Origin of the sequence: Paracoccus sp. AK26, assembly GCF_011801365.1 — a bacterium.
Taxonomy (GTDB): Bacteria; Pseudomonadota; Alphaproteobacteria; order Rhodobacterales; family Rhodobacteraceae; genus Paracoccus; species Paracoccus aerius.
Map to the genome: position 1 here is coordinate 682,984 of NZ_CP041041.1, position 12,017 is coordinate 695,000.

The window sequence follows — 12,017 nt, forward strand, 5'->3', positions numbered from 1 at the left end:
GTCGTTGGTCTGCCCGTTGACAAATATGTCGAAAATGTGACGGAGGATGGTCGTTAGCGATCACGCCGCGCTGCAAAAAGATGCGGAATCCGGGCCCGGACGATCATCTTGCCGCGCTTTGCGGCAGGTGGTTGATGCGATTGGCCCGGTGAACCATGTTTGGGCACAGATGCAATACAGGTCCTGACATGTCCGTGAACCGCGAAACTGCCCTTAGGGAAATCTCTGATATCATTCTGCCGGATGGCCGGACGCTGGAAAAAGCCGATCTGGTGCGGGCTTTTTCGGTCGATGGCGACACCGTCAGATTCGTGCTCGAGGTCGCGGATGCGGGGGTGGCCCGCGCACTGGCCCCCGTCGAGGCCGAGGCCAAGCGCAGGCTGTCCGCGATGCCGGGCGTGGAAAAGGTCCAGATCGTGATGACCGCACCTGCCGGCAAGCCGCAGGCCCAGCCCCACGGCCACCCGGTCCGCAGTTCCGGCGCCGCCCCGTCCTTGCAGATCGGGCGGCACCCCACGGCACAGGCCGGGCCGCAGCCGATCCCGGGCGTCAAGAGCATCATCGCCATCGGCTCGGGCAAGGGCGGGGTGGGCAAGTCCACGGTGACATCCAATCTAGCGGTGGCTCTTGCGCGGGCGGGCCGGCGGGTGGGGCTGCTGGATGCCGACATCTATGGTCCCTCGCAGCCGCGCATGATGGGCGTGTCGGGCCGCCCGGCCAGCCCGGACGGCCAGCATATCGAGCCGCTGCACGCCCATGGCGTCACCGTGATGTCCATCGGCCTGATGCTGAAGGAAGGCGAGGCCGTGGTCTGGCGCGGTCCAATGCTGATGGGCGCGATGCAGCAGATGCTGCAGCAGGTGAACTGGGGCGAACTGGACGTGCTGCTGATCGACCTGCCGCCCGGCACCGGCGACGTGCAGCTGAGCCTGTGCCAGAAGGCAGCCGTGGACGGCGCGATCATCGTGTCGACCCCTCAGGATGTCGCGCTGCTGGACGCGCGCCGCGCCATCGACATGTTCAACAAGCTGAAAGCTCCGGTCTTGGGCCTGGTCGAGAACATGTCGACCTATGTCTGCCCGAATTGCGGCCACGAGGCCCATCTGTTCGGCCATGGCGGCGTCGCGGCCGAGGCGCGGGATCTGGGCCTGCCCTTCTTGGGAGAGTTGCCGCTGGAACTGGAAACTCGCCTTGCAGGTGATTCGGGTCGACCGGTTGCCTTGGGAAGTGGTGTGACGGCCGATGCCTATGCGCGGCTGGCACAGCGCCTTGTCGACCAGGGACTGGCGTGATTCTGCAAAGCGGGCGGGAAAGCACGGGAATGACCGGCATCCCGCCCCTTCCATGCCGCCGCAGGCGGATCACGCTGTCGTGAGCATCCGTGAGGCGCCGTTCCCGCCTTTGCGCTTTTTTGTGGATAACTGGCAACAGGTTTGCCCCTGTCCATGCTCATGCCCGACCGGGTTAAGCGCAGACAACAAAAGTTAATCGACGAAATATTGGGAAGAATCTAGGCTTGCGGCCCAAGGGATTGGGTTTCAAGCCGATTCGTGGCGGAGATGCCACAAGCCGCGACAATCCGCCGTTCGCGTTTTGGCTTCCTCACCGGACGCAGAATTCCATTGCTTCCCATGAATTCCCATGTCACAACCGGATCACGAAGACGGGCAGTAAAGGGGCGTCCAAGACCCCAAAGGCGAAGCAGGCTTTCATACAGGCGTCCGTTTTCCAACAAAGCCGTCCGCAGGCGCGAGCAGCACCTCCCCCAGGTGGCGCATGACAAGGACGGACCCCGAAAAGGGGAAAGACCGTGGGAACGAGGGCGGCGGATCGGGCAGTGGCAGCAGCCCGGTCCGCCCTTTCTCTTTCAGGCGGGCAAAGGGGTGGACAGTGAGGCAGGGCCAAGGTGGCGCGGAAATTCAGAGGCACTGAATCCGTCAAGGTCGATGGCAAGGGTCGGATGTCCGTCCCCGCCCGGCTGCGCCGCGTGTTCGATGCCGGCGATCCCGCCTTTGCCACAGCCAATACCGGACGCACGCAGCTGGTGGCCGTCTATGGCCCCGACTGGTGGAACTGGATCGAGCTTTACACCATCGAGGCCATCGAAGAGATCGACGAGCAGATCGACAAGCTGACGCGCGGCTCTCCGCAGCGCCGTTGGCTGGAAATGCTGATGAACGGCCAGTCCACCGATCTTGAGATCGACAAGGAAGGCCGCTTGGTCCTGCCGCAGAAGCTGCGAGAGAAGCTGGGCCTGGCCGAGGGCGCCGAGACGGTCTTCGAATCGCGCGGCGACTATATCCAGGTTTATCATCCCGATTCCCGTCCCAAGGACGTCACCGCGCTGGAAGACTTCACGGCGCAGCATGGGCCGGACTTCGACCCGCGGTCCTTCCTCGACCAGGTTGACGAGGGCTGAGGCATGGCAGACCCGCATATCCCCGTTCTTCTGAACCCGCTGCTGCGGGCCGTAGGACCCGTGACCGGCACCTGGCTGGACGGCACCTTCGGCGCGGGCGGCTATGCCCGCGGGCTTCTGGCGGCGGGGGCAGACCGGGTGATCGGCGTGGACCGCGATCCGCTGGTCTTCGACATGGCCGCAAGCTGGGCGGGCGAATACGGCGACCGGCTGCGGCTGGTCGAGGGCACCTTCTCGAACCTCGATTCGCTGGCCCGAGAACCGCTGGACGGCGTGGTGCTGGATCTGGGCGTCAGCTCGATGCAACTGGATCTGGCGGAACGCGGCTTTTCCTTCCTGCGCGACGGGCCGCTGGACATGCGGATGGAGCAGGCGGGACCGTCTGCCGCCGACCTGCTGAACAGCGCCGATGAATCGGTGATCGCGGACGTGCTGTATCATTACGGCGAGGAACGCGCCGCCCGTCGGATCGCGCGGGCCATCGTCGCGGCCCGCCCGCTGACCCGCACGGCCGCACTGGCCGAGGTCGTGGCGTCTTGCTTGCCGCGCCCCAAGCCGGGCCAGAGCCATCCCGCCACCCGCAGCTTCCAGGCGATCCGCATCTGGGTGAACGACGAGTTCCGCCAGTTGGTCGACGGGCTGTCCGCCGCCGAACGCGCGCTGAAGCCGGGCGGCAAGCTGGCCGTGGTCAGCTTCCATTCGCTGGAAGACCGGATCGTCAAGCGGTTCATGCAGGCCCGGTCGAACAGCGCGGGCGGGGGCAGCCGCTATGCCCCCGTGCAGGAAACCGCGCCCGCGGCCTTCACCATGCCCTTCCGCCGCGCCATCGGCCCCGACCCCGACGAGGAAGCCTCGAACCCGCGCGCTCGGTCCGCGCTGCTGCGCGTCGCGATCCGCACCGATGCACCCGCAGGCGCGGTCGATGCCGACGCGCTTGCCATGCCCCGCCTTCCGAAAGGGGGCTGGTGATGCGTCCGCTGACCTATCTGGCCTGCACGCTTCTGGTCATGGCCCTGGCCTTCTGGGCTTACCGCGAGAACTATCGCACCCAGGCCTCGCTAGGCGAGATGAAGCAGATCCAGCGCGAGATCGCGGGCCTGCGAGAGGATCTGGGGGTGCTGCGGGCCGAATGGGCCTATCTGAACCGGCCCGAAAGGCTGCGCGAACTGGTGGACCTGAACTTCGACCGCCTGCAACTGATCCCGCGCGAGGCGGGGCAGGTGATGGGCCTGGGCCATATCGACTATCCCAAGCCGCCCGCGCCACCCCCCGTTGAACCCGAGCCCGGCGCCGACGCCGCCCCCGTGGAGTGACCGTCATGATCCGCATCCCCCTGCGCCCCCTGGCCAAGATCCTCCGCGCCCGCGAAAAGGGCCAGAACCCCGACGAGATCGAGGCCGAGGCCCGGCGCCTGCGCCACGAGGCGATCCAGGACAAGGCCCGCCGCAGGGCGGAAGGGCGGCTGGCCTTGATGGCAAGCTGCTTCGTGCTGGCTTTCGGCGTGGTGGGGGTCCGCATGGGCACGCTGGCCTCGACCGACCCGATCGAGCCGCAAAGCGCGGTGATGTCGGCGCAGATCGTGTCGCAGCGGGCGGACATCACCGACCGGCACGGGCGGGTGCTGGCGACGAACCTGCTGACCCATTCGCTTTACGCCCATCCCCACCAGATGGTCGATCCTGTGGGCGCGGCGAACGAACTGGCCCGCATCTTCCCGGATCTGGACGCGGCGAAGCTGACGCAGGACTTTACCGGCAGCCGCAAGTTCATGTGGATCAAGCGCAAGATGTCGCCCGAACAGATGCAGGCGGTCCATGACATCGGTGAACCCGGCCTGCTGTTCGGCCCGCGAGAGATGCGTGTTTATCCCAACGGCCACATCGCCAGCCACATCCTGGGCGGGTCGGGCTTTGGCAACGAAGGCGTCCACAGTGCCGAGGTGCTGGGCGTCGCGGGCGTGGAAAAGGCCTTCGATGGCTGGCTGCGCGATCCCGCGAACGAAGGCGCGCCGCTGCAACTGTCGATCGACCTGTCGGTGCAGTCGGCGATGGAGCAGGTGCTGGCATCCGGCATGGAGGTGATGAGCGCGAAAGGCGCCACCGGCATCCTGATGGAGATCCAGTCGGGCGAGATCCTGGCGATGGCCAGCCTGCCCGACTTCGATCCGAACGACCGCCCGCGCCCGCTGCTGAAGGGCGATCCGTCCGACAGCCCGCTGTTCAACCGCGCGGTGCAGGGGCAGTACGAACTGGGCTCGACCTTCAAGATCTTCCCCGTCGCGCAGGCGCTTGACCTGCAGATCGTCAACCCCAACAGCGGCATCAACACGACGACGCCGATGCGGATCGGGAAATACCGGATCAGCGACTTTTCGAACTACGGGCCGCAGTTGTCGGTCACGGACGTGATCGTGAAGTCCTCGAACGTGGGGACGGTGCGGATCGCGCAGATGCTGGGCGTGGACCGGCAAAAGGACTTCCTGCAGAAGCTGGGCTTCTTCGATCCCCTGCCCATCGAAATGGTCGAGGCGCCGACCGGCAAGCCGCTGGTCCCCAGCCGCTGGCCCGCCGTCACCGCCGCCACCGTGTCATTCGGCCACGGCCTTGCCGCAAGCCCCCTGCATCTTGCCGCCGCCTATGCGACCATCGCCAATGGCGGCAAGAAGGTGACCCCCACCCTGATCCACGGCCGCACCCGCCCCGAAGGCGAGCAGATCCTTTCAGAACGCGCCGCCGCCCGCGCGGTCGAGATGCTGCGCCAGGTCGTGACGCGCGGCACGGCCAAGCAGGCCGAGGTCGAGGGCTACGAGGTCGCGGGCAAGACCGGCACCGCCGATAAGCCGCGTCCCTCGGGCGGCTATTACGACAACAAGGTCGTGGCGAACTTCGCCTCGGTCTTTCCGGCAAGCGCGCCGAAATACGTGCTGATCGTGGCGCTGGATGAACCCTCGGTCACCGGGCCTGGCGGCGAGACGCGCACGGCGGGCACCACCGCCGCACCGGTGGCAGGCGCGATGATCCGCCGTCTTGCGCCGCTGGTCGGGCTGGAACCCGCCACCGACGAAAACCTGCCGGTCTTCGAGCCGCGCTTCGCCCCCCGTGTTGAATCGCAACCCGGCGATGAGCTAAAGGTCGTCGCAAATCAATGACGGGTAGGACTGTGGGGCAAGGCACGAAGACGCTGTCGCAGCTTGGGCTGCGGGCAAGGGACGGGCGCGACCCGGCCATCACCGGATTGTCGCTGGACAGCCGCATGGTCAGGCCGGGCCACCTGTTCGCCGCCCTGCCGGGATCGGCGCTGCATGGCGCCGAGTTCATCCCCTATGCCCTGCGGATGGAGGCAGGCGCCATCCTGACTGACCGCGCGGGCGCAGAGATAGCGGCCGAAGCGCTGTCGGGCTGGGATGGCGCGATGGTCGTGGCCGAGGATCCGCGCGCCGCCCTGGCCGGTGCCGCCGCCCTGTGGTTCGAAGCGCAGCCCGACCATGTGGTGGCCGTCACCGGCACCTCGGGCAAGACCAGCGTCGCAAGCTTCACCCGCCAGATCTGGCAGCACGGGGGCCACAAGGCGATCAGCCTGGGCACGATGGGCGTGCAGGGCGATTACCAGGCCAAGCTGGCCCATACGACGCCCGACCCCCTGACCCTGCACCGCATCCTGGCCGAGGCCGCCGAGGCGGGCGTGACCCATGCCGCGATGGAGGCGTCCAGCCACGGCCTGGATCAGCGCCGCCTGGACGGCGTGCGGGTCGAGGCCGGGGCCTTCACGAACTTCAGCCAGGACCACCTGGATTACCACGCGGGCTTCGACGAATATTTCGCGGCCAAGGCGCTGCTGTTCAACCACATCCTGGAAGACGGCGCGGCGGCGGTCATCAACATCGACGGCGAACGCGGGCGGCAGATGCTGGACATCGCCACCGATCGCGGGCTGGCGGTCACGACCGTCGGAACGAACGAAAACGCCATGCTGCGGATCCTGGGCCAGCGGTATGACGCGACGGGCCAGGATCTGCGGTTTTCGCTGATGGGCCAGCCGCATCTGGTCCGCCTGCCGCTGATCGGCGGCTTCCAGGCCGAAAACGTGCTGGCGGCGGTGGGGCTGGCGCTGGCGGCTGGCGATTCCGCTGAATCCGTCCTGCGCGCGCTGCCCGAACTTCAGACCGTGCGCGGGCGGATGCAGCTTGTCGCGCAACGCGACAACGGCGCCACGGTCTTTGTCGATTATGCGCACAAGCCGGGCGCCGTGGTGGCCGCGCTGCAATCGCTGCGCCCCCATGTCATGGGCCGCATCGTCTGCGTGATCGGCGCAGGCGGCGACCGCGACCGGGGCAAGCGCCCCCTGATGGGCGAAGCCGCGCGCCAATTCGCCGATGTGGTCATCGTCACCGACGACAACCCCCGGACCGAGGATCCGGCCGCGATCCGCGCCGCAGTGATGGAGGGCGCCGGCCCCGACGCCACCGAGGTCGGCGACCGGGCCGAGGCGATCCTGCGCGGGGTCGATGCGCTGCTGCCGGGCGACGCGCTCTTGATCTGCGGCAAGGGCCACGAAACCGGCCAGATCATCGGCAACGACGTTTACCCCTTCGACGATGCCGAACAGGCATCCGTCGCGGTTGCAGCACTGGACGGCAAGATATGAGCCTTTGGACAGCCGAGGAAGCCGCCGCCGCGACAGGCGGCCGGGCGCAGGGCGATTGGGTGGCGACGGGTGTCTCGATCGACACGCGGACCATCCGTCCGGGCGATCTGTTCGTGGCGCTGACCGATGCGCGCGACGGCCATGACTTCGTGGCGCAGGCCCTGGACAAGGGCGCAGCCGCGGCCCTCGTCAGCCGCATCCCCGATGGCGTGGCGGCGAATGCGCCGCTGCTGATCGTGCCGGACGTGCTGGCGGCGCTGGAAGGGCTGGGCCGCGCCGGGCGCAGGCGCATGGCGGGCAAGGTCGTGGCCATCACCGGCTCGGTCGGCAAGACCTCGACCAAGGACATGGCGCGGGTGGCGCTGACCGGGCAGGGGCGCATCCACGCGGCCGAGGCCAGCTATAACAACCACTGGGGCGTGCCGCTGACCCTGGCCCGCATGCCGCGCCATACCGATTTCGCCATCGTCGAGATCGGCATGAACCACCCCGGAGAGATCGCGCCCCTGTCGCGGCTTGCCCGGCCGCATGTCGCGATGATCACCACCGTCGCCGCCGCCCATCTGGAAGCCTTTGGTGCCATCGAGGGGATCGCGCGCGAAAAGGGCTCGATCTTCGAAGGCCTGGAACCCATCGGTCACGCCATCCTGCCCGAGGATCTGCCGGTGACGCAAATCCTGCGCGACTGCGCGGATGCCGCCGGCGCCCTGGTCATGGGCTTTGGCCGCGACGGGCAGGCGAAGCTGGTGCAGGCCAGGACCGAAGACGGCGCCTTGAAGTGCCGCGCCCGGATCGGTGGCGAGACGCTGGATTTCACCCTGCAGACCACCGGCAGCCATTTCGCGCTGAACGCGGTGGGCGTGCTGGCAGCACTTGGGGCCGCGGGCGCCGACCTCAAGGAAGCCGCCAGGCGCCTTGGCGACTGGCTGCCGCCCAAGGGGCGCGGCGCGGTCGAGGATCTGGCGGGCCTGCGCCTGATCGACGACGCCTATAACGCCAACCCGACCTCTCTGTCCGCAGGGCTTGCCACGCTGGCCGGGTTGCAGGGCGGGCGCCGGGTCGCGATCCTGGGCGACATGCTGGAACTGGGCGAGGATGAAATCGCCATGCATCGCGGCATGGCCGAGGACCCGGCCATGGCCCAAGTCGATCTGGTCCACAGCGCCGGCCCCCGGATGCGTCATCTTCACGACGCGCTGCCGTCCGCCAAGCGCGGCATCTGGGCGGAAACGGCGACGGAACTGGCCGGGCGCCTGGCCGATCTGGTCGCGCCCGGCGACATCGTGCTGGTCAAGGGCTCCAAGTCCTCGAAAATCTCGACCGTTGTTGACGCCCTGCGGAAATCAGCGGAAGCGCCCGCCCCTGAAACGAAAGAATAACCGATGCTCTATTGGCTGAGCGGCCTTTCCGAAGGGGGCGACCTCTTCAACCTGTTCCGTTACATCACCTTCCGGGCGGGCGCGGCCTTCTTCACGGCGCTGATCTTCGGCTTCATCTTCGGGCGTCCGCTGATCAACTATCTGCGCCGGGTGCAGAAGAAGGGCCAGCCGATCCGCGACGACGGCCCGGAAGGCCATTTCGTCAAGGCAGGCACGCCCACGATGGGCGGCATCCTGATCCTGTCGGCGCTGTTCTTCTCGACGCTGCTCTGGGCGCGGCTGGACAACGGCTATGTCTGGATCGTGCTGCTGGTCACTGCAGGCTATGCCGCCATCGGATTCGCCGACGATTACGCCAAGGTCAGCAAGCAGAACACCAAGGGGGTGTCCGGCAAGGTGCGGATGGGCCTGGGACTGGCGCTTGCCCTTGTCGCCGCGGCCTGGGCGATGTGGCTGCACCCTGCGGATCTGACCGGGCAACTGGCGCTGCCGGTCTTCAAGGACGCGCTGATCAACCTGTCGCTGGCCTTTGTCCCCTTCGGAATGCTGGTGATCGTGGGATCGGCCAACGCGGTGAACCTGACGGACGGGCTGGACGGGCTGGCGATCATGCCCGTGATGATCGCCGCAGGCACGCTGGGCGTTATTGCCTATACCGTGGGCCGGGTGGACTTTACCGAATACCTGGGCGTCCACCATGTTCCCGGCACGGGCGAGATCCTGATCTTCGTGTCCGCCCTGATCGGCGGCGGCCTGGGCTTCCTGTGGTACAACGCCCCCCCGGCGGCGGTCTTCATGGGCGACACCGGCTCGCTGGCCCTTGGCGGCGCGCTTGGTGCCATTGCCGTCGTCACCAAGCACGAGATCGTCCTGGCAATCGTCGGCGGGCTCTTCGTGGTCGAGGCGCTGTCGGTCATCATCCAGGTCGCCTATTTCAAGCGCACCGGTCGCCGTGTCTTCCTGATGGCCCCGATCCACCACCATTTCGAAAAAAAGGGCTGGGGCGAGGCGCAGATCGTCATCCGCTTCTGGATCATCGCTTTGATCCTGGCGCTGATCGGGCTTGCGACGCTGAAGCTGCGCTGATCTTCATCTTGGCTTAAATTTCCTCGGGGGCTCCGGGGGCAGACAGCCCCCGGCCTTATTCGAAAGGTCGTGCTGATGATTCCGGTTCAAGGTGTCGAAGGACAAACCATCGCCGTTCTGGGCCTCGGCCGTTCCGGCAAGGCCACGGCTGCGGCCTTGGCCGCAGGCGGCGCGACGGTCATCGCTTGGGACGACGGCAATGACACGCGAGATGCCGCCGCAGCCGATGGTCTGACCATCACCGACCTGACGCGCGACGACGCCTGGACGGGCGTGGCCGCGCTGATCACCAGCCCCGGCATCCCGCATCTGTATCCCAAGCCGCATCCCGTGATCGCCAAGGCCTATGCCCTGGGCGTGCCCGTCGACAACGATATCGGCCTGTTCTTCCGCAGCTACGCCACCGCCGATTGGGAAGGCTTCGACCGCGCCCCCCGCGTGATTGCGGTGACCGGGTCGAACGGCAAATCGACCACCACCGCGCTGATCCACCACATCCTGACCGAGGCAGGCCGGCCCACGCAAATGGGCGGCAATATCGGCACCGGCGTGCTGTCCTTGGAACCCGCCATCGACGGAGAGGTCGTGGTGCTGGAACTGTCCAGCTACCAGACCGAACTCGCGCGCGCGCTGACGCCCGACGTCGCGGTCTTCACCAACCTTTCGCCCGACCACCTTGACCGCCACGGTGGGCCCGGCGGCTATTTCGCGGCCAAGCGGCGGCTGTTTTCCGAAGGCGGTCCCGACCGCGCGGTGATCGGCATCGACGAGATCGAGGGGCTGTATCTGGCGAACCAGTTGTCGATGGGACCGGCTGACGACCGGGTGATCCGCGTATCCTCGGGGCAGAAGCTGGACGGAACCGCCTGGTCGGTCTTCGCGCGCAAGGGATTCCTTTGCGAATACCGCAAGGGGCGGCAGGCGGCTTCCATTGATCTGCGAGAGGTCCGGGGCCTTCCCGGCGCGCATAACCACCAGAATGCCTGCGCGGCTTATGCTGCCTGCCGCGCCGTTGGCCTTGCCCCGCGCGAGATCGAGGCGGCCTTCCACAGCTTCGCGGGCCTGCCGCATCGCAGCCAGACCGTGGCCGAGATCGGCGGCGTCCGCTTTGTGAACGATTCGAAGGCCACCAATGTCGATGCGGCGGCCAAGGCCTTGCAGGCCTTCGACCGGATCCGCTGGATCGCCGGCGGCCTTGGCAAGGAAGGCGGCATCGGCGCGCTTGCCCCCCATCTGGACCGCGTGACGAAGGCCTATCTGATCGGCCATTCCGCCCGCGACTTTGCCTTGGAAATTGGCCAAATCCCCTACGAGATCGCCGAGACGATGGAGGCAGCCGTTGCCCGCGCCGCAGCCGAGGCCCAGCCGGGCGAAACCGTCCTGCTTGCCCCTGCTGCCGCCAGCTTCGACCAGTACCCCAACTTCGAAAAGCGTGGCGAGCATTTCACTGATCTGGTCAAGGCGCTGGCGTCGCGCTGAAGGTGGCGGGGCAGGGGGCGCTCGTGCCCCTTCGGCCGCAAGCGGCCTTCACCCCCGAGGATATTCTGGCACGGAAGATGGGCGTCAGGACCAGCTTGGCCGACGCTTTTCCAGGAATGCTGCCATGCCTTCTGCCGTGTCGGGCAGCAGGATGTTCTGGCACATCGTCGTGCCGGCCGTCGCATAAGCCTCGGCCAAGCCCAAGCGCAACTGGTCGTGGAAGGCGCGCTTGCCAAGGCGGATTGCCTGCGGAAGCTTGGCCGCTATGGCCGCGGCCATCTGCATGGCGGCTTCGGTCAGCACCTCGGGCGCGACAACGCGATTGACCAGGCCAAGCTGGTGGGCGCGGGCGGCGTCGATGAACTCGCCCGTCACCAGCATTTCAAATGCGGCCTTGGGGGGGATGGCGCGGGTCAGCGCCACCATCGGTGTCGAGCAGAACAGGCCGATATTGACGCCGTTCACCCCGAAGCGCGCACCCTCGGCCGCGACGGCCATGTCGCAGGAAGCGACGAGCTGGCAACCGGCGGCAGTGGCGATGCCCTGAACCTCGGCGATGACAGGCTGGGGCAGGGCGGGAATCATCTGCATCATCCGGGCGCAGCTGTTGAACAGATCCGCAAAGGCTGCACCGCCGCCGTCCCCACCGTCGCGCGCCGCCTGCATCTGGCGCAGGTCATGGCCCGCGCAGAAGGCCTTGCCGCTGGCCGCCAATACGACCACCCGCACCCCGTCGTCCCTGGCGATGCTGTCCAGTTGGGCGGTCAGCGCCTCGATCATCTCGACCGACAGGGCGTTATAATTGGTGGGGCTGTTCAGCACCAGGCGGGCGATGTGGTCCTTGTCCTGCCGCAGGATCAGGTCTGGCATCTTGATCTCCCTCGCTTCTTGGCGAAAGCCTATGCCGCTACGGGCAAGGGGGAAAGCATGGATATCGTGATGGACGGGCAGGCGCTGAATGCCTTTCTGGCGGCAGAGTTCCCGCAGGTCGCGGACGATTACAGGATCGA

11 protein-coding genes (1 of these 11 running past the window's edge) are annotated in these 12,017 nt (G+C 67.1%); 10 read left to right on the top strand and 1 reads right to left on the bottom strand.

The features are described from left to right. Positions 1–188 precede the first annotated feature (188 nt). From FIU66_RS03325 to murD, 9 genes are all read left to right on the top strand, one after another. Complete coding sequence (locus tag FIU66_RS03325; protein ID WP_167621387.1) at positions 189–1,292, top strand: Mrp/NBP35 family ATP-binding protein; 1,104 nt, start codon at positions 189–191, stop codon at positions 1,290–1,292. Positions 1,293–1,906: 614 nt separating this feature from the next. Next, positions 1,907–2,419: a division/cell wall cluster transcriptional repressor MraZ gene (locus FIU66_RS03330; RefSeq protein WP_167621388.1), complete on the top strand. Its 513-nt coding sequence runs from the start codon at positions 1,907–1,909 to the stop codon at positions 2,417–2,419. A gap of 3 nt (positions 2,420–2,422) precedes the next feature. Next, positions 2,423–3,388 (top strand): 16S rRNA (cytosine(1402)-N(4))-methyltransferase RsmH, encoded by a 966-nt coding sequence (gene rsmH, locus FIU66_RS03335; protein ID WP_167621389.1) that lies wholly within the window; start codon positions 2,423–2,425, stop codon positions 3,386–3,388. Further along, positions 3,388–3,732 (top strand): cell division protein FtsL, encoded by a 345-nt coding sequence (locus tag FIU66_RS03340; protein WP_167621390.1) that lies wholly within the window; start codon positions 3,388–3,390, stop codon positions 3,730–3,732. The genes rsmH and FIU66_RS03340 overlap by 1 nt, the downstream gene beginning before the upstream one ends. A 5-nt stretch (positions 3,733–3,737) precedes the next feature. Beyond that, complete coding sequence (locus tag FIU66_RS03345; protein ID WP_167621391.1) at positions 3,738–5,567, top strand: penicillin-binding protein 2; 1,830 nt, start codon at positions 3,738–3,740, stop codon at positions 5,565–5,567. Beyond that, positions 5,564–7,063: a UDP-N-acetylmuramoyl-L-alanyl-D-glutamate--2,6-diaminopimelate ligase gene (locus FIU66_RS03350; protein ID WP_167621392.1), complete on the top strand. Its 1,500-nt coding sequence runs from the start codon at positions 5,564–5,566 to the stop codon at positions 7,061–7,063. The genes FIU66_RS03345 and FIU66_RS03350 overlap by 4 nt, the downstream gene beginning before the upstream one ends. Further along, positions 7,060–8,442 (top strand): UDP-N-acetylmuramoyl-tripeptide--D-alanyl-D-alanine ligase, encoded by a 1,383-nt coding sequence (gene murF, locus FIU66_RS03355; RefSeq protein ID WP_167621393.1) that lies wholly within the window; start codon positions 7,060–7,062, stop codon positions 8,440–8,442. Before FIU66_RS03350 ends, murF begins: the two co-directional genes overlap by 4 nt. Positions 8,443–8,445: 3 nt before the next feature. Then, positions 8,446–9,528 carry a phospho-N-acetylmuramoyl-pentapeptide-transferase gene (gene mraY / locus FIU66_RS03360; protein WP_167621394.1) on the top strand — a complete coding sequence of 361 codons (1,083 nt, stop codon included), beginning with the start codon at positions 8,446–8,448 and terminating at the stop codon, positions 9,526–9,528. Between the two features lie 75 nt (positions 9,529–9,603). Beyond that, positions 9,604–11,007 carry a UDP-N-acetylmuramoyl-L-alanine--D-glutamate ligase gene (murD, locus tag FIU66_RS03365; RefSeq protein ID WP_167621395.1) on the top strand — a complete coding sequence of 468 codons (1,404 nt, stop codon included), beginning with the start codon at positions 9,604–9,606 and terminating at the stop codon, positions 11,005–11,007. A gap of 84 nt (positions 11,008–11,091) precedes the next feature. On the opposite strand, the gene FIU66_RS03370 is transcribed toward murD, so the two are convergent. Beyond that, positions 11,092–11,877, bottom strand: coding sequence for an enoyl-CoA hydratase (locus tag FIU66_RS03370; RefSeq protein ID WP_167621396.1), 786 nt, complete (start codon positions 11,875–11,877; stop codon positions 11,092–11,094). A 57-nt stretch (positions 11,878–11,934) separates the two neighbouring features. On the opposite strand from FIU66_RS03370, the gene FIU66_RS03375 reads away from it, so the two are divergent. Then, positions 11,935–12,017 carry the 5' portion of a PaaI family thioesterase gene (locus tag FIU66_RS03375; RefSeq protein WP_167621397.1) on the top strand. Its footprint extends 343 nt past the window's final position, so 83 of the gene's 426 nt are visible here — the first part of the coding sequence; the start codon lies at positions 11,935–11,937; its stop codon lies beyond the right edge, outside the window.

Coding starts and splice junctions, on each gene's coding strand:
- FIU66_RS03325 (WP_167621387.1), top strand. CDS start 189: ATGTCCGTGAACCGCGAAACTGCCCTTAGGGAAATCTCTGATATCATT.
- rsmH (WP_167621389.1), top strand. CDS start 2,423: ATGGCAGACCCGCATATCCCCGTTCTTCTGAACCCGCTGCTGCGGGCC.
- FIU66_RS03340 (WP_167621390.1), top strand. CDS start 3,388: ATGCGTCCGCTGACCTATCTGGCCTGCACGCTTCTGGTCATGGCCCTG.
- FIU66_RS03345 (WP_167621391.1), top strand. CDS start 3,738: ATGATCCGCATCCCCCTGCGCCCCCTGGCCAAGATCCTCCGCGCCCGC.
- FIU66_RS03350 (WP_167621392.1), top strand. CDS start 5,564: ATGACGGGTAGGACTGTGGGGCAAGGCACGAAGACGCTGTCGCAGCTT.
- murF (WP_167621393.1), top strand. CDS start 7,060: ATGAGCCTTTGGACAGCCGAGGAAGCCGCCGCCGCGACAGGCGGCCGG.
- mraY (WP_167621394.1), top strand. CDS start 8,446: ATGCTCTATTGGCTGAGCGGCCTTTCCGAAGGGGGCGACCTCTTCAAC.
- murD (WP_167621395.1), top strand. CDS start 9,604: ATGATTCCGGTTCAAGGTGTCGAAGGACAAACCATCGCCGTTCTGGGC.
- FIU66_RS03370 (WP_167621396.1), bottom strand. CDS start 11,877: ATGCCAGACCTGATCCTGCGGCAGGACAAGGACCACATCGCCCGCCTG.